Origin of the sequence: Ekhidna sp., from assembly GCF_965247405.1 — a bacterium.
Taxonomy (GTDB): domain Bacteria; phylum Bacteroidota; class Bacteroidia; order Cytophagales; family Cyclobacteriaceae; genus Ekhidna.
In genome coordinates, this window is record NZ_OZ252014.1 from 3,414,617 (window position 1) to 3,437,406 (window position 22,790).

At 41.5% G+C, this 22,790-nt stretch carries 28 protein-coding genes; all 28 read left to right on the forward strand.

Translation table 11 applies throughout. From position 1 onward, the window contains the following. The first annotated feature begins 144 nt into the window (after positions 1-144). The 28 genes from ACP14Y_RS15725 to ACP14Y_RS15860 all read left to right on the forward strand — a co-directional run bounded on the left by ACP14Y_RS15725 (position 145) and on the right by ACP14Y_RS15860 (position 22,790). Positions 145-615 carry a hypothetical protein gene (locus ACP14Y_RS15725; protein ID WP_424963871.1) on the forward strand — a complete coding sequence of 157 codons (471 nt, stop codon included), beginning with the start codon at positions 145-147 and terminating at the stop codon, positions 613-615. Between the two features lie 80 nt (positions 616-695). Continuing rightward, positions 696-1,469, forward strand: coding sequence for a helix-turn-helix domain-containing protein (locus ACP14Y_RS15730; protein ID WP_424963872.1), 774 nt, complete (start codon positions 696-698; stop codon positions 1,467-1,469). Between the two features lie 5 nt (positions 1,470-1,474). Beyond that, positions 1,475-1,972 (forward strand): hypothetical protein, encoded by a 498-nt coding sequence (locus ACP14Y_RS15735; RefSeq protein WP_424963873.1) that lies wholly within the window; start codon positions 1,475-1,477, stop codon positions 1,970-1,972. Between the two features lie 83 nt (positions 1,973-2,055). Beyond that, positions 2,056-2,688, forward strand: coding sequence for a hypothetical protein (locus tag ACP14Y_RS15740; protein ID WP_424963874.1), 633 nt, complete (start codon positions 2,056-2,058; stop codon positions 2,686-2,688). 235 nt (positions 2,689-2,923) lie between these two features. Further along, positions 2,924-3,301, forward strand: a complete 378-nt coding sequence (locus ACP14Y_RS15745; protein WP_424963875.1) for a c-type cytochrome — start codon at positions 2,924-2,926, stop codon at positions 3,299-3,301. 12 nt (positions 3,302-3,313) lie between these two features. Then, entirely contained in the window at positions 3,314-4,480 is a 1,167-nt protein-coding gene (locus ACP14Y_RS15750) for a hypothetical protein (RefSeq protein ID WP_424963876.1), read from the forward strand. 12 nt (positions 4,481-4,492) lie between these two features. Continuing rightward, entirely contained in the window at positions 4,493-4,807 is a 315-nt protein-coding gene (locus ACP14Y_RS15755) for a hypothetical protein (RefSeq protein WP_424963877.1), read from the forward strand. Between the two features lie 3 nt (positions 4,808-4,810). Further along, positions 4,811-5,353, forward strand: a complete 543-nt coding sequence (locus ACP14Y_RS15760) for a c-type cytochrome (protein WP_424963878.1) — start codon at positions 4,811-4,813, stop codon at positions 5,351-5,353. Position 5,354: 1 nt separating this feature from the next. Next, positions 5,355-5,924, forward strand: coding sequence for a hypothetical protein (locus ACP14Y_RS15765; RefSeq protein WP_348284263.1), 570 nt, complete (start codon positions 5,355-5,357; stop codon positions 5,922-5,924). 379 nt (positions 5,925-6,303) lie between these two features. Then, positions 6,304-6,837, forward strand: a complete 534-nt coding sequence (locus ACP14Y_RS15770) for a YceI family protein (protein ID WP_350222536.1) — start codon at positions 6,304-6,306, stop codon at positions 6,835-6,837. A gap of 26 nt (positions 6,838-6,863) precedes the next feature. Continuing rightward, on the forward strand, positions 6,864-8,123 hold the full coding sequence (locus ACP14Y_RS15775) for a hypothetical protein (RefSeq protein ID WP_348284265.1): 1,260 nt from the start codon (positions 6,864-6,866) through the stop codon (positions 8,121-8,123). A 198-nt stretch (positions 8,124-8,321) separates the two neighbouring features. Continuing rightward, a complete protein-coding gene (locus tag ACP14Y_RS15780; protein ID WP_348284266.1) occupies positions 8,322-8,534 on the forward strand; it encodes an SHOCT domain-containing protein in 213 nt (70 codons plus the stop codon). Between the two features lie 19 nt (positions 8,535-8,553). Continuing rightward, positions 8,554-9,387, forward strand: a complete 834-nt coding sequence (locus tag ACP14Y_RS15785; protein WP_348284267.1) for a universal stress protein — start codon at positions 8,554-8,556, stop codon at positions 9,385-9,387. Between the two features lie 10 nt (positions 9,388-9,397). Next, a complete protein-coding gene (locus ACP14Y_RS15790; RefSeq protein WP_420575422.1) occupies positions 9,398-9,628 on the forward strand; it encodes a hypothetical protein in 231 nt (76 codons plus the stop codon). A gap of 60 nt (positions 9,629-9,688) precedes the next feature. Continuing rightward, positions 9,689-9,889 carry a DUF5676 family membrane protein gene (locus ACP14Y_RS15795; protein WP_424963879.1) on the forward strand — a complete coding sequence of 67 codons (201 nt, stop codon included), beginning with the start codon at positions 9,689-9,691 and terminating at the stop codon, positions 9,887-9,889. A 113-nt stretch (positions 9,890-10,002) separates the two neighbouring features. Then, complete coding sequence (locus ACP14Y_RS15800) at positions 10,003-10,554, forward strand: ion channel (RefSeq protein ID WP_350222531.1); 552 nt, start codon at positions 10,003-10,005, stop codon at positions 10,552-10,554. 4 nt (positions 10,555-10,558) lie between these two features. After that, positions 10,559-10,942 carry a hypothetical protein gene (locus tag ACP14Y_RS15805; protein ID WP_420575421.1) on the forward strand — a complete coding sequence of 128 codons (384 nt, stop codon included), beginning with the start codon at positions 10,559-10,561 and terminating at the stop codon, positions 10,940-10,942. 40 nt (positions 10,943-10,982) lie between these two features. Further along, complete coding sequence (locus ACP14Y_RS15810; RefSeq protein ID WP_348284272.1) at positions 10,983-11,606, forward strand: L-2-amino-thiazoline-4-carboxylic acid hydrolase; 624 nt, start codon at positions 10,983-10,985, stop codon at positions 11,604-11,606. A 9-nt stretch (positions 11,607-11,615) separates the two neighbouring features. Then, the gene (locus ACP14Y_RS15815; protein ID WP_420575420.1) at positions 11,616-12,956 is read left to right on the forward strand and encodes a dicarboxylate/amino acid:cation symporter; all 1,341 of its coding nucleotides are present in this window, start codon (positions 11,616-11,618) and stop codon (positions 12,954-12,956) included. After that, the gene (locus tag ACP14Y_RS15820; protein ID WP_348284274.1) at positions 12,953-13,372 is read left to right on the forward strand and encodes a hypothetical protein; all 420 of its coding nucleotides are present in this window, start codon (positions 12,953-12,955) and stop codon (positions 13,370-13,372) included. Before ACP14Y_RS15815 ends, ACP14Y_RS15820 begins: the two co-directional genes overlap by 4 nt. A 148-nt stretch (positions 13,373-13,520) precedes the next feature. After that, positions 13,521-14,381, forward strand: coding sequence for a restriction endonuclease (locus ACP14Y_RS15825; RefSeq protein ID WP_348284275.1), 861 nt, complete (start codon positions 13,521-13,523; stop codon positions 14,379-14,381). Between the two features lie 23 nt (positions 14,382-14,404). After that, the gene (locus ACP14Y_RS15830; RefSeq protein ID WP_350204919.1) at positions 14,405-15,763 is read left to right on the forward strand and encodes an MBL fold metallo-hydrolase; all 1,359 of its coding nucleotides are present in this window, start codon (positions 14,405-14,407) and stop codon (positions 15,761-15,763) included. Continuing rightward, positions 15,763-17,283, forward strand: a complete 1,521-nt coding sequence (locus ACP14Y_RS15835; protein ID WP_420575419.1) for a thymidine phosphorylase family protein — start codon at positions 15,763-15,765, stop codon at positions 17,281-17,283. Before ACP14Y_RS15830 ends, ACP14Y_RS15835 begins: the two co-directional genes overlap by 1 nt. Before the next feature lie 2 nt (positions 17,284-17,285). Continuing rightward, positions 17,286-18,182 (forward strand): ribose-phosphate pyrophosphokinase, encoded by an 897-nt coding sequence (locus ACP14Y_RS15840; RefSeq protein WP_424963881.1) that lies wholly within the window; start codon positions 17,286-17,288, stop codon positions 18,180-18,182. Next, positions 18,175-18,864 (forward strand): hypothetical protein, encoded by a 690-nt coding sequence (locus tag ACP14Y_RS15845; RefSeq protein ID WP_348284278.1) that lies wholly within the window; start codon positions 18,175-18,177, stop codon positions 18,862-18,864. The genes ACP14Y_RS15840 and ACP14Y_RS15845 overlap by 8 nt, the downstream gene beginning before the upstream one ends. 6 nt (positions 18,865-18,870) lie before the next feature. After that, the gene (locus ACP14Y_RS15850) at positions 18,871-19,602 is read left to right on the forward strand and encodes a PPK2 family polyphosphate kinase (RefSeq protein WP_420575416.1); all 732 of its coding nucleotides are present in this window, start codon (positions 18,871-18,873) and stop codon (positions 19,600-19,602) included. 12 nt (positions 19,603-19,614) lie between these two features. After that, the gene (locus ACP14Y_RS15855; protein WP_424963883.1) at positions 19,615-21,699 is read left to right on the forward strand and encodes a copper-translocating P-type ATPase; all 2,085 of its coding nucleotides are present in this window, start codon (positions 19,615-19,617) and stop codon (positions 21,697-21,699) included. Positions 21,700-21,704: 5 nt separating this feature from the next. Continuing rightward, entirely contained in the window at positions 21,705-22,790 is a 1,086-nt protein-coding gene (locus tag ACP14Y_RS15860; RefSeq protein ID WP_350204924.1) for a saccharopine dehydrogenase family protein, read from the forward strand.

Below are 22,790 nucleotides of genomic sequence, written 5' to 3' on the forward strand. Positions count from 1 at the left end.
TTCTTAAACCCAAGATATTTCCTTGGGATAGTACATGCCCATTGTTTAAATATCATGCAAATGGTTGATAAAAATCATTGTTATAATTATCTTGATGTAGGTCATTTGTAGCATCTTATGTAGCAGAGTGACACTATTATGTTTATGAAAATATTACATAGCAACCGACAGAAACTAGCCACGTGTGTGCTAGCCGTATTTTCAGTTGTTTTTATATGTGATTTTTTATGCGACTTTGGTGTCATTAATAACGCTCACACACACCAAGACAATGGACACCATGATCATGGGGTAGCAATTGAAGAGTCTCATAACCACCATGTTCACGATCATGAAGATATACCACCTGTAGATAAATCCCATGATCACAATAAGTCTTCCGATGAAGACTGCTGCGAAGAAGAGACCAGCCAATTTTACGCAAGTCTGGTAAAACACGAGTTACCCATATTTGACTTAGATAAGATTGTGGTAACGCTTGAACTTCCTTGGAGCCAAACCTACAATACATCCTTTACATATAAAGAAATAAACCCTTATACACTTAATAATGCACTTTCACCACCGGTAACGGGACTGTACGCATGCATTCTTTTCCAATCATTCCTCTGTTAGACCGGCAATATTGATTTCTGCAGGCAAATCCTTATTTGAGCCTGCCTCGAATTTTTCCTTTAACGAAAATCAATATTGTAATGAAAACTTTCACCATACAAATAAAAAACATGGTATGCCCGCGATGCATCCATGTAGTAAAACAGATTTTATCAGACCTTGAAATCAAATACTTAGAAGTCGAATTAGGTTATGCGGTCATAGCGGCTGACCAGCCTTTAGACCTGGATACTGTAAATCAAAAATTGGAAACACTGGATCTGGGACTCGTCAGAGATCAAAATGAAGTTTTGGTCACAGAAATAGATAAGGCCATTCATGATTATTTGGAAAATATTAGTCTTTTGAGTCAAAAGCGCAAGTTATCCGAATACATAGCCCTGGAGCTTGGTCGTAATTACCATCAGTTGAGCAAGATTTATAGTCAATTCAAAGGTGAAACCATAGAACAATGCTTTATTGCATTACGAACAAATAAAGTAAAAGAACTAATTAAGCAAGGCAAACTAAATCTTAGCCAGATAGCTGTGAATGTGGGCTATAGTAGCATTCACTATCTTTCCGGCCAGTTTAAAAAGTATACCGGCATATCCTTGTCCCAATACAAAAGGGAATGGGAAGCATCTTTGACAAATTCCGGCAATGGGAAGGAGCCTTTTGTAAAAAAACCAGAGAAGAAAAATTGCGACTGTGGTTGTGAAGATTGCAATTGTGGTAGAAAAAATGGTTCTTCTAGCATAAGAAAAACATCTAGTAGATCATCCTCAGGAAATAGCAAAAAGGATTTATCGATGACTTCCTTACTAATTTCAGTGGCTAATTCCAGTAAGTATAGCATCCACGTGTCTAGATAGTTGAGATGAAAAATATACAGTCGGGTTTAGAGAAATTCAATTCTTTGAAAGGATATTTTTTGTCTGATAAAAAGGCTTTGGCATATATCAAGCAAAACGTTGGATCATGGGACATGGACACCCTGAATGGTAAGATAGGTGTGTTAGGATTAAGGCGATTAGTCCCGGATTATCAATACAACTATTTCCTAAATAGTATGGCTGACAGTGATGTGAAAAATGCGGTCAGAGACGGAGATCTCAATATTTTTAAAATACTCGTTCATGACCTTTCTTACCTGGATCGTGCCAAATTCATTACCTCTACCTTTCTATGTGCACATGCCCCGGATCATTTCCCCATATGGGATGAAAGAAAAGCGCTTATTTCCGGGTGGCAAAAAAGGGAAAATAATTTTTCCTATGAAACCCTCAAGGGTAAAATAGATCTTTTTAAGGAAGAGAATGGAATCAATAGCCTGGATTATTTCTATTTTAACAAGCTACTCTGGTACTGTGAGTAGCGAGTTAAATTTAACTGAGTATGTAGAATCTCTTAAATCATACCCAGAATTTGATAAACAGGGGTGGGCAACAAAACCTAAGATTGCATAAAATCTTATTTCCGATACACAACTTTCAACCGGTGTTATTTATATCCTCCCAAAAATATTTTCTGGCTTGCCTGGTGAGTGTGGTTTTCATTTTAGTTGCCTATCACCCTGTAAAAGGGCAAGAGTACTATACCAGTTCCACTGGAAGGGCAAATATCTATTTTGTTGTTTCAGGTGAAATAGCATCAGCCTCAACAGATAAAGTGGAGATTATATACAATAAAAGGAAAGAAACCATTTGGGTCACTTTCCCGGTCCGGTCATTTGTAGCAGAAGATAAAAGGCTAACAAAAAAACTCTTTAAGAAAAACAAAGCAGAGTTTGTAATAAGAGGAAATGTATCCAAGAAAAACATTCAAAATGCTGGTACGAACTTCCTCCAGTTTGCTTTTATTGGCCGAATATTTAACAACAATGTGGGAGGGCCTGTCAGAGCAGTAGGTCGCTTTGATTTTTCGCCTGCAAATGAAGCCAAAGGATATGAATTTACCTTATCCACAGGTATAGAATCCAAATGGTTTGGCGAACCGTTTGACGAAATGGTAAGGTATCCTATAGTGAATATTCATATCATTACTACTCTGCTCAACCCTATTATTAAGCAAGAAGAAACTTCCAATGATTAGCCTTTTGGGGTCTGGTCTCTAAGCGACAAAAAGATATCCATTTCATCCTTTCATAATTCCTTAAATCATAACCACAATAAGGTAAATAGCGAGAAGGATTTGCTCCTAAGTTTACTTAGGTGAATTAGTAGTCACTCAATTTTTAGTCTTCTCCTTAATTAGTAGAGAGGGTAGTGATTTAACATGGGGAGGCATGAAAGTGTCTCCCATTTTTTAGGACATTATAGATATTGAAATGAAAAGTGCTTTTGTAATTGCATTCTTAATTTTTATAGGTGGAATATCTCAGGATAAGTGGAAAGCTCCTCCTGAAGCAGATAAACTCAAAAACCCATTAGCTGGACAGCAAGAAGCTATTAAAGGGGGTAAAAAAATCTTTGCCACCATGTGTGCCATTTGTCACGGAGAAAAGGGCAAAGGCGATGGAGTAGCTGGAGCTGCTCTTAATCCAAAGCCTACCAATTTGATTACAGGGGCCTTTCATGCTCAAAGTGATGGAGCTATTTTCTGGAAAATCACAGAGGGTAGGGCTCCCATGGCATCTTATAAAGCTACTCTTACTGAAGAGAAAAGATGGCAATTGGTCAGCTACTTAAGAACACTGAAACAATAAAACTACTGGCTTATGAAATATAAATACCTAATTAGTCTAACCTTGGTCATAGGTGCTTTGGTTGATATCAATGCACAGAACCAAGGTGGCCTTAGCTCCCAACCTGGCAACAGTAGGTTTTTGCTGCGTGGCTACTCAGATGCGACATTCATGTCAAATGATGAGGAAACTACCTTCGGAAATGCACGATTTGTACCCTTATTTCTTTACAAGCAATCAGACAAACTGTTCTTCGAAGGTGAATTGGAATTTGCCGTAGAGGATGGTGAGATAGAAGTAGCTCTAGAATATGCCAATTTTAATTATAGCCTCGCACCCAACCTAAACCTTAGGGCTGGTAAAATTCTTATTCCTTTTGGGATCTTTTTCGACAGACTGCATCCTTCATGGATCAACAGGCTGCCAACAGTCCCACTAGGGTATGGACACGATGGAATTCTCCCCACCTCAGACTTGGGAGCAGAGTTAAGAGGTGCCTCTTATCTCGGAGGAATGAAGTTCAACTACTCACTCTATGTAATGAACGGCCCACGCATTGAGGACGGTGAGGAAGAAGCAGAAGAAGTAGGTATGATTGTGCATGAGGGTGATGAGGACAACAATAACAATAAGGCTATTGGTGGTCGTCTGGGGGTGTTCCCTCTTCGGAATCAGTCGCTGGAAGTCGGTTTTTCTGCTCAATCAGCCAAGCTGGGCAACCGTGACTCTGAATTAGAAGATGTTGGCGCTTTTATGTATGCGTTTGACTGGACCTACGTAAGGAAGGTATCCTTCCTGGGAGGTGTGATTGATCTGAAAGGCCAGGTAAACTTCATCAATATTGATGACCAGACATACACAGTTGAAGAGGACAGTGTGATGGAGTCATACACGTTTGACAACAAATCCAACTCCAGTTTCTTTCAGCTCGGCTATCGCCCAACATTTGGCTCCAACGAGTTTGTTAAAAACCTGGAACTAGTAGGGCGGTATTCCACACTCAACACCCCGGAAGAAGCACCATGGGAGTCAGAAAGCACCCAGTTGGCCATTGGGCTGAACTACTGGATCGATTGGAGAACAGCCATCAAGTTTGCCTATCAGATGGATAACGTTTCCGGAGGGCATGGAGAAGGAGGCGAGGAACCTGAAGAACTGGATGTCAATACCTTTTATATTCAATGGACCCTGGGCTTTTAAAATTTAACGAAGATGAAGAATTTCAATAAAATACTCCTACTAATATCTATTATAGCCTTTGTAGTTACAGTTTTTACACAATGCGCATCACAGCAAAGCGCTACGAGCAGTACTGACAATGCTTCCAAAGGAACTCCCGAGTATGTTTTGCAGAAAAGTGGTGCTCAGCTTTGGGCAGAGTCATGTATCAGATGCCACAATACTGCTTCTCCTGCAACCTTTAGTGATGTACAGTGGGATGTGGCAGTAAAGCACATGGAAATTCGTGCACAACTTACACGAGTAGAAGCGGAAAAGATTTTAGAGTTTATTCAATCGGCCAATTGATCAATGAATAAAAGGAGCATAAAATATTTCTTGATTTTTGGATTATTGATATTAGGCTATGGAAGCTCCTCTCAGGAGGTAGATGGGTCGGCCATATTTGCTACCAACTGTGCCGCCTGTCATACGATCGGTCAGGGCCAGTTGGTAGGGCCTGATCTAGAGGGGGTGACCGAAAAATATGCTAAGCAATGGATTACAAGGTTTATTCGTGAGTCTCAGGCTATGATTGAGGAAGGTGATGAAAAGGCGGTGGCTGTTTTCAATGCATACAATATGATACCCATGCCTCCAGTGCCACTAAATGATGAACAAATTGATGCTTTAATTGATCATATTGCCAAAGTGAGTAAGGATGAACCCGAACCAGAACCGCCTGTGACTGAGAAAAAGGTTGCTGCCCGACCTAGTGTTGCAAAGCAAGCTAAAGGAGGGCTACCTGCAGAACAGAGAGCGGCTACCCGAAAAGCAATGATGACTGGCATTTGGGTTGCCTTTGGAGCACTGACTGTCATGGGAATCGGTATTTGGTGGGCCACTAGATCATAACATGATACAATATTTAAAAATAAGAGGGAAGCTTTGGTTGTTAGTTGGGCTACTAGTTAGCAGCGGGTCGGCGGCAGCACAAAAAACCTACATGACCAGGCAAGGTTTTATGGTAATTAAAACCTATGAAGGAGATTCGTTAAAAAATTACCGATTCAATAATATCATTGTATTACTGGATTATGAAAAAGCGACTGTGGATTTGAGTTTTAAACTGGACGATAGCCTGGAAGATATTGTCCCAACCAACCGTTTCTTTTCAGATCATGATGCAAAAATTACCACCCGGCTCTCCATACCCAAGATCGAAACACAACCCCACCCGGACTGGAACTTTTCTACAAAAGGCGAATTATACTATGATGAAAAAGTATACTATATGTCGGGTAATGGTGAGTTGCGCCATCATGACGGGAGTGAAACATTAGCCTGTTACTTGATGCTGAAGTTACAACCCATTGATGGGGTAGAGTTGATAATGAACCCCTTCGGGAAAGTACAAGAGTTGCACCTGTTCCAGGCAGTACTTAATCATGTCATCCTTGATGATGCCGGGATAAATGATTTTTAGCTGAACCACCAGAATCATGATGGCAAAACATTCAGGGGAAAGAAGTATTCTGATGAGAAGCTTGTACTACTATACTCCTTGCAGAGTGGTAATGCAGGACTAATCATTCAATCTGTTTTGCCAATAACTACCGGAAGAATCCGCTAAAAGTACGCAACTTCTAATCAACTCAGACTAGGAAATGTTTTGCTCATCTCTTTTAACATGAGTGAATACAGCCCATAATATTGATGAATTACAGGCACTCCAATGACTTAAATCATTGTTTCAGCATTTCATAAAAATCACTCAAAATTTGATAAATATCCACCTTATAACCCTCGTATCTTCACCTTATAAATATCAGATTATAAGAGTCTGAGCAAAAAAAATATTTGATATGGCCCTATATATACGAGTAGTCTTATTGCTTTTTATTACCAACAGTGCTTATGCTCAGTTGCACTTTCACCCTGAAAGAAGTTCCATGAAAATAACCGGAACTTCTTCTCTGCATGACTGGGAGATGACAGTCAATGAATTTAATGTGACCGGAGTAATTACTCACACGCAAGTTCAGAATCTTAAAGCAACCATTAAAGCCAAGTCTATGGAAAGCGGAAAGTCTATCATGGACGACAAAGCTTACGATGCTGTACAAGCCGACGACTATCCTGAAATTATTTTCTCTGCCAAGACTTTACAGATCAGTGGGAATAGTATTGTGGGGAAAGGGAATTTGGTTATTGGAGGAGAATCAAGAGTAATAGACCTGGATGCTGAAATTGTCAAAAATGGCGCGGAAATGCAGCTACAAGGCAAAGTCCCACTTAAAATGAGCGATTTTGACATAACCCCACCAACTGCCATGTTTGGTACGCTTAAAACTGGTGATGAGGTGGTGATACACTATGACATTTTTTTAACTAAATAATTATTCATTTATAAATAACCTGAACTATGAAAACTTCATTTTTTAAACACATAGTAGCGACCCTGATGCTGTTTGGAACGGTAGCAGTCTACGCCCAGTTTCCCTCAATCCAGTACTACAGGTACAACGATAAGAGAGGCGTCAATGTCTTCGAAACAAGCAAAGAAGACACAGTAAAATACGACGGATTAAAACTCCGTGTTGGTGGTGACTTTTCTTTCATGTTCCAGGGAATTTCTCAAGAGAATGACTTGGTAGGAGACACATTGGTAGAGCTTTCAAATAATTTTTCTTTACCAACAGCAAACCTGAACTTTGACGTTCAGCTAGCTGACGGTGTTCGTATGCACTTGAGAACTTATTTATCTTCCAGAAACCATACAGAAGCCTATGTAAAAGGGGGGTATCTCCAAATGGATAAACTGGATTTCATAAGCCCTGGATTCCTTGGCGGATTTATGAAAATGGCCACCATTAAAGTGGGTATGGATGAAATCAACTACGGTGATACTCACTTTAGACGCTCTGATAATGCTAGGGCAATTTATAATCCATTTGCAGGAAACTACATCATGGATTCTTTTACAACTGAGCCATTCTTGGAAGTTACTATTCAAAACAATGGAATTATTGGTCTCGTGGGGATGTCAAATGGACGCTTAAATCAAAAGCCGACTGCAGGAGATGATGGTCGTGTGTTTTATGCCAAACTGGGCTATGATAAGCAAATGAATGATGATCTAAGGTTCAGACTGACAGGGTCTTTATACAGCAGTAGTGATAAAGGTACGAGAGATTATCTCTACAATGGTGATAGGGCAGGTGCTAGATACTATAATGTATTAGAAGGAATCAATGATGGTGGTAGTGCCTTCTTACCAAGGTTGAATCCTGGTTTTGCTTACCACACGGCATTCCAAATCAACCCATTTGTTAAATATAGTGGTCTTGAATTCTTCGGTGTGTTTGAAAAAACATCTAATGGTGATGATGCAACGGGTGGAAGCTTCACACAATTAGGCGCAGAGCTACTCTACAGATTTGGAACTACAGAACAACTTTACGTTGGAGGTAGATATAACTCTGTGACAGGTGAGTTTGCAGATGGACTGCCAGCAAGTGATGTAAACAGGTTAAATCTTGGTTTTGGATGGTTTATGACACAAAACATTGCAACTAAATTGGAATATGTCACTCATAAGTATGAAGGTGACGGTTGGAATGGAACTAGGTTTCAGGGAGCTAAGTTCGACGGAATTGTGTTAGAGGCGACAATCGGTTTTTAAGGAATTAGTAGTTAGTAGTGATGTAGGTTGTTAAAGGACTTATCGGGAGATAAGTCCTTTCTTTTACTTCAATTACTGTCGATTAAAAAAACAAAATATCATACATTAATCACAAAATATCTAAACTAACTTTAGTATCAATCGACTACATTGAATCATAGGAAAATCCTGTTTTTAATAATATTAAACCAGTGAGTTATGCATTTATTCGAAGGACATTATTGGGGCATGCACATTTTCTGGTGGGTCGTATGGGTGATCTTCATCATTTGGATTTTTGTAACCCCATGGGACATTCCTGGTCAGCGCACCAAAAAGGAAACCCCTTTAGACATTTTGAAAAAGAGATATGCCAGTGGAGAAATAGATCGGCAACAGTTTGAGGATATGAGGAAAGACCTGCAAAACTGACGACAAAGGAATTTATCAGATGAAAAACATTTTGGTCCCTACGGATTTTTCAAAAGCTGCTAATCGAGCTTCAGAGATTGCCATTGCGATTGCCGAACAAACTAATTCGGAAATTCATTTTCTACATATCCAATACACTCCGGTACCTTGGATAACTCTAAACAAAGAAAGGGAGGAACGTTATCCTGAAACACTCAAAGAAATTGGTTATGCTAAAGGGGAGCTTTCCAGACTTGTGAAGAAGGCAGAGGATAAGGGATTAAAAGCTGAGCAATTCTTAGTGTTTGATGAAGGAAGGGAGGAGATCTTGAAACATATTCCTTTTCACCATCATGATTTCGTTGTAATGGGTTCAAGCGGTGCAACTGGAGCAAAGGAGCTGCTCATAGGTTCAAACGCTCAAAAGATACTTCGGGATGCTACCATTCCGGTATTGGTGGTAAAAGAGGGATCCGTTTGGCCAGTTGAAAATATTGTATTTCCTTCAAGTTTTGAGTCTGATGTTAAGCAGCCATTTCAAACTGTGGTAGAATTTGCTGATCTCAATGATTCAAAAATCCACCTTCTCTATGTGAACACTCCTTTTTCATTTGAAGAAACAGAGCAAAGTATGGCTAAGATGCATGACTTTCACAGGACATGTCCGCGAGGAGGATCATGTACTCTTAACATCTATAATTCATTAAATGAGGAACGTGGGATTATGCAATTTGTAGATTCCATAGGTGCAGGCCTGATTGCAATTACAACACATGGCAGGTCAGGATTTCTTCGACTTATAAGCAAAAGTATTACCGAGAGCCTGGTAAATCACACGGAAATCCCTGTGTTAAGCATAAACTTGAGCTCTTAAATTTATTATTATGAAAAACCATATGATTTGGATGCTAATCGGCTGTTTTGGAATATTCCTTTTACTATTCCTATTACCGGTTCTTGGTTTCAATGGCACCAATTCACTATTTATTTTCCTCATTGTCTTTTTTGTGGCCCACCTATTTATGCTCAGAGGACACAGAAACCATGCAGGGCATGTAGGCCATAAAGAACAACAATCTAAAAACGAAGACGATCATGCAACACATCGACATTAAGAAATTTGCACTAGCCTGGGGGGTAGTAGGAGCATTATTCTACCTGGGTTGTATCATTTAATGGCAACAGTAGGCCGGGATGGTACCATCCTTTTTTTCAACAGCCTGCTGCATGGTCTGGATACCAGTGCGATTATACGGATGGATGTCCCTTGGACTGAGGCTCTGATTGGTTTGGTAGAAATGTTTGTACTGAGTTGGTTATTCGGTGCGTTGGTAGCAACCGTTTACAACATCTCGTTCAATAAAAAATATCGATGATTACCAAGGTGGTTGTATGTTAAGGATAGCCTTCGTTGGTTATTACTAGATCATTCCTGCTTTCGAGGAGGGATGATCTTTCTTTTTTGTTATAACCAGCAAAATATAGTCAAATGAACTCTGGTAAATTCCTAAACTTGCTTCTAAAGCGTTTACGTCCCGCCATTATATTGGTGGTGATAGTAGCAATTGTATATGTCTACCTCATGCAATTCGTAGATCATGGGCTTAGTTGGGTGACCTACCTCGTTATTTTTTTAGCACTGATCAAGACCTCATATTTTACATTTTTCACCTTCAAGCAGGTAAATAAGTCCATCAAAACATGCCACTCCTTTGGGCAGTTGCTATGGATATTTGGGTTATTAGTTATCCTAATTGTCTTTTCATATGCTGCAGACTTTACCTGCCTGATAGCTTCGGATAGATATTCCTTTCAGATCAATGGCTTAAATGCAATCAATAACTTCAGCTATTTTGATTTCTTATTTGAAACCTTCTATTTCAGTGTAGTCACGTTTGCGGCCATTGGTTATGGAGATATTGTGCCAGTTACTACCCCTGCAAAAATTTTAGTGATGATGGAGATTGGTCAAAGCTTTGTGTTGATCGTATTCGGACTGTCCAACATAAATAACATTCATACTACAATCAAAAATCAATAATACCATGCAAAGGAAAATAGCACTTATTGGATATGGCGTAATCGGCAATAGAGTAGCGGATGCGATCGTACGACAAGATGACGTATTGGTTTTCGGAGTATGTGATGTGTTCAGCGACTGGCGTATTAAAACTGCCATAAAAAAAGGTTTGCCCGTTTATGTAGCACCGAAAGATACCAAAGCAAAGATGCAACAGGCCGATGTTTCGATAACCGGCACCATGACAGATTTGTTGGATGTGGTAGACCTGGCGGTAGATTGTACCCCAAAGAATATAGCTGCACAAAATGTAGAAACATACAGGGAGCGGAAAATGAAATTCATCCTGCAGGAGATGAAAAGCACAGAACCACTAGCTACTCTTTTAATAAAGCGGAAAATCAATTAGAAAGACCAATGGAAGTTTAGGGATAAATTAAAAAAAGACCATGAGAAGGCTGATTCTATTCTGGTTCAGAAGGCAAGCTGCTAAAGCAGCAATGCATGTTCTTTCACCATATTTTGAAAGAAGTGAAATACTTGATATCCTTCGAAACTATTGGCAAAGATATCAGGTTCTAAAGCTGGAGATATCCCAAATGCCTACAATGGGAGGCACTATAATGATCCACCTGTCCGCCATGTCCACGGCGTTTTATGAGGAACTAATTTCAAGAGGCATAAGTAAAGAAGTAACTACCCAACTCTTTTACAATATTGCCTGGAAAATCTACAAAAAAATGGGCAGACTCTCCTGGCGGCTGGCAGGATGGAGTAGTCTGAACAGTTACAGCAGACTTTTAAAAGCAACAAAGCTATTTAGGACATTCCCCTTTAATAGCCCTTCATATCTATGGAGTGACGTGCCTGCCGGTGATAATGTGGTAGGTTTCGATTGTTTAAAATGTCCGGTAGCTGAGTACTTCAAGGCAAGAGGCTTGTCTGACTTTTGTGCAAAAACGTGGTGTGACCTTGATTATCCATTGGCCAATATGTGGGATGCTGAATTAAAGAGAACTGGAAGCATAGCAGCAGGAGCCAAAAAATGCGATTTTCGATGGATTGTGAAATGAAGCAATCAAATGTTTGATACGGAAATAAAGACACTTAAATCACTCAATACCTACCTTCAAAAACTGGTAGAAGGTAAGCTATGGCTTAAGGTGATCATTGCGCTTTTCCTGGGAGTGGGATTCGGCCTTTTATTAAGTCCACAAAATGAATGGGTAAGTAAAACCACTGCCGATGTTTTAGGCAACTGGCTGGCCCTTCCCGGAATGCTATTTCTCAAACTGGTACAGATGATCATGATCCCATTGATTGTGGCATCTATCATTACTGGCATTGCCAGCAATGACAAAGACAACCTGAAAAAACTTGGCGGGGGGGTCCTCCTGTATTTTATTGCCACAACTATCATTTCTGTAAGCATAGGTAGTGTGTTGGCCATGCTATTTAAGCCAGGCCGCTACTTGCACGAGCAGGCAGCAGCCGAACATGAAGAGGCTTTAGCAAAAGAAGCCAACAGTGCGGAATTGTCTTTTGGTATCAATGATATGCCACGTATCATTACGGATTTACTACCGGAAAATCCTCTGGCTTCAATGGTCAGTGGAGAAATGTTGAGTATTGTCATTTTCACCATTATCATTGGAGTGGCTGTACTTTCATTGCCTTCAGACCTATTGCGTCCGGTAAAGTTGCTGCTAAGTGCCATTCAGGAGATTTGTATGACTGTAGTAAGATGGGCAATGATTTTGGTACCGGTGGCTGTTTTTGGACTAATGGCTCAGCTTACCTCTAGTGTAGGCTTAAGCTCGCTTGCGGGACTAGGCTATTATGTAGTCGTAGTGCTACTTGGTTTACTGATTCTTGTAGGTGTCTATTTACTGATGGTAAGTTTACTGGGCAGGAGAAATCCGTTGAAGTTTTTAGGAAAGATAAAAGATGCACAACTCTTGGCATTTTCCACCACCAGTTCAGCAGCCGTTATGCCACTGTCATTGCAGACAGCAGAAGAGAAGCTAAAAGTTGACCCGGCAATCAGCAACTTTATTATCCCCATAGGAGCTACCGTCAACATGGATGGTACAGCACTCTATCAAACCATTACCACTTTATTTATTGCCCAAGCGTACGGACTGGAAATGAGCCTGTTAAATATTATTGTAGTGATCGTCACCATAGTTGCAGCGTCTATAGGAACCCCGGCCATTCCGGGTGGCGGTGTAGTGATACTGGCTTCCGTACTAGGTAGCGCAGGGATTCCGGCCGAAGGGATTATCATCATTATAGGTGTAGAAAGGTTACTTGGAATGTTTCGAACAGCGGTCAATGTTACAGGAGATTTGACGGCTTGTATTCTATTTGATAAATGGCAGAATAACGATTCCGATTTAAAAGTAAATGTTGAGGTCAAATGAAGCAGTATTTCATCAAATTAGTTGTATCTGCTTTCCTACTTAATATCATGTGGGAGAATTTGCATGATGGCCTATATACCACCATTATTTCCTGGATGAAAAACATGGGCTACTTTCTGTGTAGTCTTGGGGATGTGGCCTTAGTTGTTATTATATATGTTGTAGTCGCTCAAATTGCGAATGATATAAAATGGGGGCAAAAACCTTCTGCAAATCATCTCTTATGGATGCTTTTGATTGGTGCGATTGTAGCCTTGATAGCCGAAAAAACCGCATTGTTACTGAATTGGTGGCAATACAACGAACAAATGCCGGTATTACCTCTTCTAGGTGTAGGGGTATCCCCATGGTTGCAAATAACCCTTACACCAGTCATATCAGTTTTAATTTCCAGCAGACTTAAACAGCCAACGTAGTGAATAATATCCAACGTTAATAAATGCTGATATCGATCTATCTTACTATTAAGCAATAACAAAATTTCATACATCGAATATATAATTTCGTAAAGGGTTGGAATGCTGCTCTTATATCTTTAACAGTAGATGTTAAGAGTAGATGTAGATGCCTGAAAAGAATGTTTTTATTACCAAGGCTTCCGGAGAAAAGGCGCCCTTCTCTCCAACGAAGCTCAGACAATCCCTTGAAAGAGCTGGAGCCGGTTTAGCTATTGTAGACCTTATCATTGACGAAATAGAAAAGCAGTTAGTCGATGGAATGTCTACGAAGAAAATCTACAGCCAGGCGTTCTCTATGCTCCGAAAGCATTCAAAACCCGTTGCAGGCAGGTATAAGATCAAGCAGGCCATTATGGAGCTAGGCCCCACAGGATATCCCTTTGAGAAGTTTGTGGGTGAAATTTTGAAGCATCAGGGTTATCGTACCAAAGTAGGTGTGATTGTTCAGGGGCATTGTGTAACGCATGAAATAGATGTAGAGGCCGAAAAAGACAACAAACACTTCATGGTGGAGTGCAAATTCCACAATCGGCAAGGGTATAAATGCGATGTAAAAATTCCACTCTATATCAGATCCCGGTTTGAAGATGTGAAAACGCAATGGGAAAAACGTAAAGGACATGCCACCAAATTCCATGAGGGTTGGGTAGTGACTAACACCCGGTTTACGGAGGATGCCATTCGATATGGTAAGTGCAGTGGCCTGATACTTATTGGTTGGGATTATCCACAGCAAGGAAGTATCCGTGACCGAATTAACCTCTCTGGTCTTCACCCTGTTACCTGCCTGACTACCCTATCTAAGGCAGAAAAACAAAAGCTCATTGATAAAATGATTGTACTGTGTAAAGAACTCTGTGAGCGACCTGAAATACTGGAGGAAATGGGGATAGCACCAAGCCGGGTTTCGAAGATCATAGAAGAAGGGACACAAATATGTTTGAGTACAGAAGCACGTAATAACTAATTGTTTAAAAGATGTTGGATAAAATGACCATAAAATTTCTGGGAGCAGCAGGAACAGTGACTGGCTCTAAATATTTGGTTGAAACGAGCAAAAAAAAGCTTATGGTGGATTGTGGGGTATTCCAGGGTTTGAAAGAATTGCGGTTGCTTAATTGGGCACAACCAGAGTTTGATCCACAAACTATAGATGCCGTTTTATTGACCCATGGACACCTTGATCATACCGGATATCTGGCCAGATTGGTCAAGCTAGGCTTCAGGGGCAAAATATACGGCACTGGCCCCACACTTAAGATTGCAGAGATCATTTTAAAGGACAGTGCAAAAATACAAGAGGAAGAAGCTGCGCGAGCGAATAAGGATGGGTATAGCAAACATCACCCGGCAGAAGCATTTTATGATCTGGAAGATGTAGAAAAGACGGTACCTCTTTTCAACCCTGTAGCTGAGGGTAAATGGCATGTAATTGAAGATGATTTCAGAGTTAGATGGCCTTACAACGGCCATATCATTGGTTCCACTTCCGTTGAGGTGGAATTTCATCATAAATATGTGGTGTTTTCCGGAGACATAGGCAGAAAAAAAGACCTGCTACTTTTTCCTCCAAAAAAACCGGAGAAAGCCGATGTACTATTGATTGAATCCACGTATGGCGGCAGGATTCATGGAGACGAAGAAAACATCATTCCCGAGCTGGAGCGTATCATAAATGAGTCAGTGGAGCGTGGTGGTAGTGTGTTCATCCCCAGCTTTGCCGTAGAGCGGACACAATTAATGATGTTGATGATCTGGAGGCTTTTGAAAGAAAAAAGGATACCAAAGATTCCGATGATCATGGATAGTCCCATGGGAGCCAATGTGCTTCATCTCTTTCACTACTCCCGAGACTGGCACAAGCTGGACCCGGAAGAATGTGACGATATGTGTTCCCATTTTCGTGTTGTGAGCAATTTTCGGGAAACACTAGCACTACGCAAAGATGAAAAACCTAAAATCGTTATTGCCGGAAGTGGTATGATGACCGGTGGACGAATACTCAATTACATGGAGGCACGATCCGGTAATAGCAGGGATACCTTACTTTTTGTGGGCTACCAGGCAGAAGGAACACGGGGAAGAAAGCTGCTTGAAGGAGACAAAAAAATCAAAGTCTATGGCAAATGGCTACCGTTCAACATGCACATAGAACAAATAGAAGGGCTGAGCGCTCACGGAGATCAAAAAGATCTGATCGACTGGCTTTCGGAAATCAAAAAACAGCCCGAAAAGCTATTCATTATCCATGGAGAAACAGAGCAAGCCTGTGCCCTTCAGCAGCGCATCAAAGAAGTATACCAATGGGACAGTGAGATTCCCAAAATAAATCAAAAGGTAGAATTGTGATGGAAGCAAAGGATACCCGGCATAACGTATTAAAACTAGTAAGATTAGGCATAGATGCCCGAAACGAATACATGGTATTCATGCGCAAGGACTGTCCGGTGTGTGTGTCCGAAGGGTTTGAGGCGTTAAATCGTATAAAAGTTTCAAACGGAAATAAAACCATCGTGGCATCACTCATCGTTTGGGATAATAAAGCGCATTTAAACCATGATCAATTGGGGCTTTCTGATGCAGCCATTGAAGCCCTGGAAACAAAAGAAGGTGACTTGCTTAGTCTGAGCCATCTAGATGCCTTGGATTCAATGAGCGATGTTCGAAAAAAGATATACGGGCATAGGCTCAACCAGACTGAGTTTGACAGGATTATTGGTGATATCGTTAATCGGAATTTATCCAATATCCAACTATCTGCTTTTCTGGCTTCCAGTACGGGAGATTCACTCAACCAGGAAGAAGTTATTTTGCTTACCAAGTCTATGATCAATGTGGGTTTCAAACTGGACTGGGATTCGGGCAAGGTTTACGATAAACACTGCATAGGTGGCTTGCCAGGTAACAGAACTACGCCATTAGTAGTATCTATTGTTGCCGCAGCAGGGTTGACCATCCCTAAAACTTCTTCCCGTGCCATTACTTCTCCAGCCGGTACTGCTGACACCATGGAGGTAGTCACCAATGTAAATCTCACCACCGGGCAAATGAAAAATGTGGTGGAACAGGAGGGGGGGTGCCTTGCTTGGGGCGGATCAGTACAGCTAAGTCCGGCTGATGATATACTCATCAGGGTAGAAAAAGCTTTGGATATTGATAGTGAAGGGCAGATGATCGCTTCTGTGCTTTCTAAAAAGGCGGCAGCAGGCTCTACTGATGTAGTCATAGATATACCTGTTGGCCCTACAGCCAAAGTGCGTTCAAAAGAGACTGCAGAGCAACTTTCCGAAAAAATGGTTGCCGTAGGAAAGGCCATCGGACTGAATATTGAAATAATATTGACCAATGGCGCACAGCCTGTGGGGCGGGGCATTGGACCTGCCTTAGAAGCACAAGATGTTTTGTCTGTCTTGAGAAACGAAGAAAATGCTCCGAATGACCTACGTGAAAGAGCGGTAATACTTGCAGGCAGATTACTTGAAATGGGAGGAAAAGCACTTGAAGGTAAGGGCAGCCAATTGGCGATGAAAATATTAGAAAGCGGAGATGGTTACAAAAAATTCATCTCTATCTGCGAGGCACAAGGGTTTTTTAGAGAACCTGAGGTTGCGCCCCGTAAGCATAAGATTAGATCAGCAGTAAGAGGAATAGTTTCAGAGATTGATAATCGCAGACTGGCGAAAGTTGCTAAGATGGCCGGTGCTCCTAGTGTTATGACAGCAGGCATTTTGCTGCTTACGCCATTAGGTACTCAAGTGGAAGAGAACGATACCCTGTTTGAAATCCATGCTGAGTCACAGGGAGAGCTTGAATATGCCCTTTCTTACCTGAAAACACAAAAAGAAATTATTAAAATCAACGAGTCATAAATATGGAAATGATAATTTTTGCCTTACCGGGCAATGAAGAACTTACCGATAAAATAGCCGGACACCTCAAGGCTGAAAAGGGAGAGGCAACCATACGGCAGTTTCCCGATGGAGAAAGTTATGTGCAGATTCACTCTGAAGTAAAAGGCAAATGTGTGGTTATGGTATGCACGTTACACGAGCCGGATGCCAAATTGCTGCCCCTGTACTTTTTAAGTAAGACCGCCAAAGAACTTGGTGCTGCCTGTACGTGCCTGGTAGCGCCTTATCTGGCCTATATGCGTCAGGATAAGCAGTTCAATCCGGGAGAGGGTATCACGTCTACGTATTTTGCTGAATTGATATCAGGCTTTGCAGAAACGTTGACCACCGTTGACCCACACCTTCACCGTAGAAGTTCGTTAAGTGAGATTTACACCGTACCTAATAAACTCATCCATGCGGCATCACACATTTCAAAATGGGTGAGCGATAATATTGAAAAGCCGGTATTCATCGGCCCGGATAGTGAAAGTGAGCAATGGGTTTCCCAGGTAGCAGAAGAAGCCGGGGCACCTTTTACCGTGTTAGAGAAAGTAAGGCATGGTGACCGGGATGTGGAAGTGTCCGTCCCCGATGTAGCAAAATACAAAGATCACACCCCGGTATTGGTGGATGATATCATTTCCACAGCCAGAACGATGATAGAAACAGTTGGCCATTTAAAAAAAGCCGGAATGCATCTACCGGTTTGTATTGGCGTACATGCCGTATTTGCAGGCTCAGCCTATGCGGATCTAAAAAATGCAGGGGTACTACAAGTCGTAACGTGCAACACCATCCCCCATGAAAGTAATCAGATTGATCTTTCGGATATTCTGGCAAAAGAGATTAACCAACTAATGAAGCATCATGCCTAGAGCGCTGCTCACCATCATAGCATGTCTGCAACTGGTCCCTGCAATTTTGTATGGTCAGGAGAAAGAAATGTTCATTGAGCAAATAGCGCAAAAAAGAATAGTACGTGAAAACTATGATCAAAATGGAGACCTGCAGGGCAAGCAGATTTTTTTAACGGGTGAGTTAGAGCAGCAGGGTAAAACTTATCGGATAAAGGTAATAACCGAGCTTTATGACGAAAGCGGCCGGCTTACGGAAAAGTACACGACCACATATCAGTGCAATCCCAATGAGTTTGATGTGCTGTTGAATGTATTTCCTTTTACTGATCCGTATGACGAGAAGATAAAAGTGGATGTCACTTCAGAAGACTTTCAGCAACTGTATGAACTGGGTAAGGGAGAAGAATTAAAAGATATTCATTTGAAGATGAGTGTTGAATCTGGGGTGTTAAGTTTTTTCGGATCCAAAAGCCTGGTCACCATAAAAAACAGGAAAAAGGAGGTAGTGAACCAATCAGTAAAAATAAGTAGTGAGGCTGTTATTGAAGCATACATGATGGGAATCCGTATTAAAACGATAAACTATGTCGTGGAAGAATACCTGACTAACGATTTCGTATTGCAACGTCAGCAGTTTACAGAGGATGATGGGGCCTGGTTTACTATGAAATATGAACAGAACGCAAAAGAAATTGAATAAAATCAGATGGTTGAGTTAGAACACATATCAACACTGCCACCGGAAGATGCCGATAAGGCGGAAACAAAGAAAGCCTTGAAAAAACTCCGAAAGGAGCTTTTTCTGTTGCAGAATAAGTTCTATGCCGATGGAAGATACAGCATGCTCATTGTCTTGCAGGGGCTTGATACTTCCGGTAAAGACGGTACGATCCGTCACGCTTTTAGCGGCATGAACCCGCAGGGCGTGCAGGTAACATCGTTTAAGAAACCCACAATTGATGAGCTCAAACATGACTTTTTATGGCGCGTTTATCCACATTTTCCCCAGAAAGGTATGATCAGGGTATTTAACAGGTCATACTATGAAGACATTCTGGTTCCGGCTACAAACAGGAGCCTTTCAGAAGATGTCTTGCAGCACCGCATCAACCTCATCAATGAACTGGAACATCATCTGTTGGCCAATGATACGTTGATTTTAAAGTTTTATCTGCACCTATCGGCTAATGAGCAGGAAAAGCGTATTGAGGAGCGTAAAACAAAACCGCACAAACGATGGAAATATGCCAAAGAAGATGAACTTATCCCAAAAAAATGGGATGACTACAGGAAAACGTATCATACCATATTGAATGCCTGTGATCACTTGCCCTGGCACATTATTCCTGCAGATAAGCGATGGTTTCGTAATTATACAGCAGCTAAAATTTTAGCCGAACAGCTTGAAAAACTAAATCTGAAATACCCAAACAAATAAAAAATAGTCATTATGGAAAATCATAAAGAGCATAATCACACACACCATAAGCACGAAGAAAGTAAAAAGCATGAAGATCATTCCGGACATGAAGGTCACGGCCATGGTAGTCATTCGGGTCACAACCCCGGGCATGGTGAAATGGGACATGATCATCATAAAATGATGATTGAGGACTTCAAAAAGCGGTTCTGGATATCGCTGGTACTCACCGTACCTATACTTGTTTTTTCGCCAATGATCCAGGGATTTTTCGGTTATGAGTGGCTGCTGCCGGGCAATGCTTACATTCTGTTTGGGCTTTCTACCATAGTTTATTTTTACGGAGGCTGGCCTTTTCTGAAAGGATTGAAGGATGAGCTGAAGGAAGGTGCCCCGGGCATGATGACTTTAATATCCATGGCCATTAGTGTTGCTTATTTTTATAGTTCCGCGACAGTGTTCGGCCTTGAAGGGGAGGATTTCTTCTGGGAACTGGCCACCCTGATTGATATCATGTTACTAGGCCACTGGCTGGAAATGAAATCCGTACTGGGAGCTTCAAAAGCCCTGCAGTTACTGGTAAGCATGATGCCCTCAGAAGCGCATCGGGTCAAAGGTGACACGGTAGAAGATGTGAAGCTGGAAGACCTGCAAAAAGATGATATTATTTTGATTAAACCAGGTGAAAAAGTTCCGGCTGATGGCATTATCGTAGAGGGGGAAAGCTACCTGAATGAATCCATGCTGACCGGGGAATCCAAACCGGTAAAAAAAGGCCTGGAGAATAAAGTAATCGGAGGGTCACTCAATGGCAATGGCTCACTAAAAGTAAAAGTAGAGCATACAGGTAAAGACAGCTACCTCAATAAGGTAATTACGCTAGTACAAGAGGCGCAAAAGTCTAAGTCAAAAATGCAGAATTTGTCAGACCGTGCCGCTAAGTGGCTTACCTATATTGCATTGGCCATTGGTTTTGGTACGCTGGCTGCCTGGTTGTTTTTAGGCTTTCCTTTCGTATATGCCCTGGAAAGAATGGTTACTGTCATGGTCATTGCTTGTCCACATGCGCTGGGCTTAGCCATACCATTAGTGGTTGCCATATCCACTGCGGTTTCGGCACAGAATGGTCTGCTGATTAGAAACAGGACTGCTTTTGAGGAATCAAGAAAGATCTCGGCCCTCGTTTTTGATAAAACCGGAACACTGACCAAAGGCGATTTTGGCGTTACCCGTGTAGAGACGGTAGATCAGCAATTTGAGGCAGACGAACTATTGAGGCTTTCCAGTGCTTTGGAGCAAAGTTCGGAACATCCTATTGCCGTTGGTATTATCAAAAAAGTAAAAGAGAAAGACATAGCTGTACCCAAACCGGAAAACTTCAATGCCATTACCGGTAAAGGGGTAGAAGCAAAAGTGGAAGGGAAAGATGTGAAAGTAGTGAGCCCGGGTTATCTGAAAGATGAGAACATTTCCATACCAGATGGTGCCTACAGCAGTGCTGCGGAGACAGTTGTATTTGTGCTGGTGGATAATAAACTGGCCGGGTACATCGCCCTGGCTGATGAGATCAGACCGGAAAGTGCCGAAGCGATCAAAATATTTAAAAACAACAACATCAAAGTGATGATGGCCACCGGTGATAATGAAATAGTCGCCAAAGCAGTAAGTGAAGAACTAGGTCTGGACGGATACTACTCAGAGGTATTGCCACACCAGAAGGTAGAAATTGTGAAAGACCTGCAGGCCAAAGATGAATTTGTTGCCATGACCGGTGATGGGGTGAATGATGCGCCTGCGCTGGCGCAGGCCAACGTAGGTATTGCCGTGGGCTCAGGCACCGATGTAGCGGCCGAAACAGCCGACATTATTTTGGTCAATAGCAACCCGCAAGACATTGCCAATCTGATTCTTTTTGGTAAGGCTACTTATAGCAAGATGATCCAAAACCTGATATGGGCTACCGGCTACAATGCTGTTGCCATTCCTCTTGCGGCAGGGGTGCTTTACACATCCGGCTTTGTATTAGGGCCTGCTGTAGGTGCGGTATTTATGAGTTTGAGTACCATCATCGTAGCTATCAATGCACAGCTGCTCAAAAAGAAAATAGGTAAGTAGTGCTAATGAAGAAAGACAAGATATTGGTTGTAGGTGGCTATGGGGATGTAGGCGGCAGAATATGCCTGGGGTTATCTGAACATTATCCTGATCAGGTGATTGCGGCAGGTAGAAGCCTAGAAAAAGCCCGTCAATTTGCGGCCAGCACTGGAGGAAAAGTGCTGGCCCGACAAATTGATATTGCCGGAGTGGTTCCAAATGAGGAACTACAGGATATTCTTTTGGTGATCATGGTGGTTGATATGCCAGACGCCAAATTCGTGCGTCAGTGCTTCGAACAATGTGTCCATTATATTGATATAACGGCTACCTATAAGCTAATAGAGCAAATTAAGGACCTTAATGAAATGGCCATTAGGCATGGGGCAACCGGAATTGTGAGTGTGGGGTTGGATCCGGGGCTATCTAATCTACTCGCCAAGCACTGTGTATCATATATGGAAAAAGTTGACCACATTGATATTCATTTGCTGTTGGGTTTGGGAGACAACCATGGTGAGGCGTCCATTAACTGGATTTTAGATACAATTCAAAGGGACTATGCCATTTTACTAAATGGACGTTTGACTAAGGTGAATAGTTTTAGAGATGGAAAACAAACACAGTTTCCGGGTGGTCTTGGAAAACATACCACCTATTCATTCAATTTTTCTGATCAACACGTGCTGCCAGAAACGCTTGGGGCAAGTAGTGTTAGAACAAGGATTTGTTTTGAAAACAGAAGAATTACTGCCCTGTTTGCTTTGCTTGCCAGAATAGGTTTTTTCAAGTTATTGAAATATAAGCCAGTTAGAAGTATTTATAAGCATTTGCTTAACGCATTCAAATACGGATCAGATGTCTATGCTGTCAAGGTAAAAGCGTATGGCTATGAGTATGACACCATGGTGCAGATGGAGGCTTCCCTCATTGGGCATAGAGAAGCTAATGGAACTGCTATGGCAACTGTGAAAACTGCTTGTTTACTCTTGGATAATGAAATAAAGAGTGGTGTGTTTCATAGCGAAGAGTTATTTGATTTGGGTGATTATGTAGATGATCTGGAGGGTATAGATTTTTATTTAGACAATAGATTACCGGTAGCTAGTTGA

What these genes read in the sequence shown, in the direction of transcription:
- ACP14Y_RS15725 (WP_424963871.1), top strand. Translation starts at nt 145, where the DNA reads ATGAAAATATTACATAGCAACCGACAGAAACTAGCCACGTGTGTGCTA.
- ACP14Y_RS15730 (WP_424963872.1), top strand. Translation starts at nt 696, where the DNA reads ATGAAAACTTTCACCATACAAATAAAAAACATGGTATGCCCGCGATGC.
- ACP14Y_RS15735 (WP_424963873.1), top strand. Translation starts at nt 1,475, where the DNA reads ATGAAAAATATACAGTCGGGTTTAGAGAAATTCAATTCTTTGAAAGGA.
- ACP14Y_RS15745 (WP_424963875.1), top strand. Translation starts at nt 2,924, where the DNA reads ATGAAAAGTGCTTTTGTAATTGCATTCTTAATTTTTATAGGTGGAATA.
- ACP14Y_RS15750 (WP_424963876.1), top strand. Translation starts at nt 3,314, where the DNA reads ATGAAATATAAATACCTAATTAGTCTAACCTTGGTCATAGGTGCTTTG.
- ACP14Y_RS15755 (WP_424963877.1), top strand. Translation starts at nt 4,493, where the DNA reads ATGAAGAATTTCAATAAAATACTCCTACTAATATCTATTATAGCCTTT.
- ACP14Y_RS15760 (WP_424963878.1), top strand. Translation starts at nt 4,811, where the DNA reads ATGAATAAAAGGAGCATAAAATATTTCTTGATTTTTGGATTATTGATA.
- ACP14Y_RS15765 (WP_348284263.1), top strand. Translation starts at nt 5,355, where the DNA reads ATGATACAATATTTAAAAATAAGAGGGAAGCTTTGGTTGTTAGTTGGG.
- ACP14Y_RS15770 (WP_350222536.1), top strand. Translation starts at nt 6,304, where the DNA reads ATGGCCCTATATATACGAGTAGTCTTATTGCTTTTTATTACCAACAGT.
- ACP14Y_RS15775 (WP_348284265.1), top strand. Translation starts at nt 6,864, where the DNA reads ATGAAAACTTCATTTTTTAAACACATAGTAGCGACCCTGATGCTGTTT.
- ACP14Y_RS15780 (WP_348284266.1), top strand. Translation starts at nt 8,322, where the DNA reads ATGCATTTATTCGAAGGACATTATTGGGGCATGCACATTTTCTGGTGG.
- ACP14Y_RS15785 (WP_348284267.1), top strand. Translation starts at nt 8,554, where the DNA reads ATGAAAAACATTTTGGTCCCTACGGATTTTTCAAAAGCTGCTAATCGA.
- ACP14Y_RS15790 (WP_420575422.1), top strand. Translation starts at nt 9,398, where the DNA reads ATGAAAAACCATATGATTTGGATGCTAATCGGCTGTTTTGGAATATTC.
- ACP14Y_RS15795 (WP_424963879.1), top strand. Translation starts at nt 9,689, where the DNA reads ATGGCAACAGTAGGCCGGGATGGTACCATCCTTTTTTTCAACAGCCTG.
- ACP14Y_RS15800 (WP_350222531.1), top strand. Translation starts at nt 10,003, where the DNA reads ATGAACTCTGGTAAATTCCTAAACTTGCTTCTAAAGCGTTTACGTCCC.
- ACP14Y_RS15805 (WP_420575421.1), top strand. Translation starts at nt 10,559, where the DNA reads ATGCAAAGGAAAATAGCACTTATTGGATATGGCGTAATCGGCAATAGA.
- ACP14Y_RS15810 (WP_348284272.1), top strand. Translation starts at nt 10,983, where the DNA reads ATGAGAAGGCTGATTCTATTCTGGTTCAGAAGGCAAGCTGCTAAAGCA.
- ACP14Y_RS15815 (WP_420575420.1), top strand. Translation starts at nt 11,616, where the DNA reads ATGTTTGATACGGAAATAAAGACACTTAAATCACTCAATACCTACCTT.
- ACP14Y_RS15820 (WP_348284274.1), top strand. Translation starts at nt 12,953, where the DNA reads ATGAAGCAGTATTTCATCAAATTAGTTGTATCTGCTTTCCTACTTAAT.
- ACP14Y_RS15825 (WP_348284275.1), top strand. Translation starts at nt 13,521, where the DNA reads ATGCCTGAAAAGAATGTTTTTATTACCAAGGCTTCCGGAGAAAAGGCG.
- ACP14Y_RS15830 (WP_350204919.1), top strand. Translation starts at nt 14,405, where the DNA reads ATGACCATAAAATTTCTGGGAGCAGCAGGAACAGTGACTGGCTCTAAA.
- ACP14Y_RS15835 (WP_420575419.1), top strand. Translation starts at nt 15,763, where the DNA reads ATGGAAGCAAAGGATACCCGGCATAACGTATTAAAACTAGTAAGATTA.
- ACP14Y_RS15840 (WP_424963881.1), top strand. Translation starts at nt 17,286, where the DNA reads ATGGAAATGATAATTTTTGCCTTACCGGGCAATGAAGAACTTACCGAT.
- ACP14Y_RS15845 (WP_348284278.1), top strand. Translation starts at nt 18,175, where the DNA reads ATGCCTAGAGCGCTGCTCACCATCATAGCATGTCTGCAACTGGTCCCT.
- ACP14Y_RS15850 (WP_420575416.1), top strand. Translation starts at nt 18,871, where the DNA reads ATGGTTGAGTTAGAACACATATCAACACTGCCACCGGAAGATGCCGAT.
- ACP14Y_RS15855 (WP_424963883.1), top strand. Translation starts at nt 19,615, where the DNA reads ATGGAAAATCATAAAGAGCATAATCACACACACCATAAGCACGAAGAA.
- ACP14Y_RS15860 (WP_350204924.1), top strand. Translation starts at nt 21,705, where the DNA reads ATGAAGAAAGACAAGATATTGGTTGTAGGTGGCTATGGGGATGTAGGC.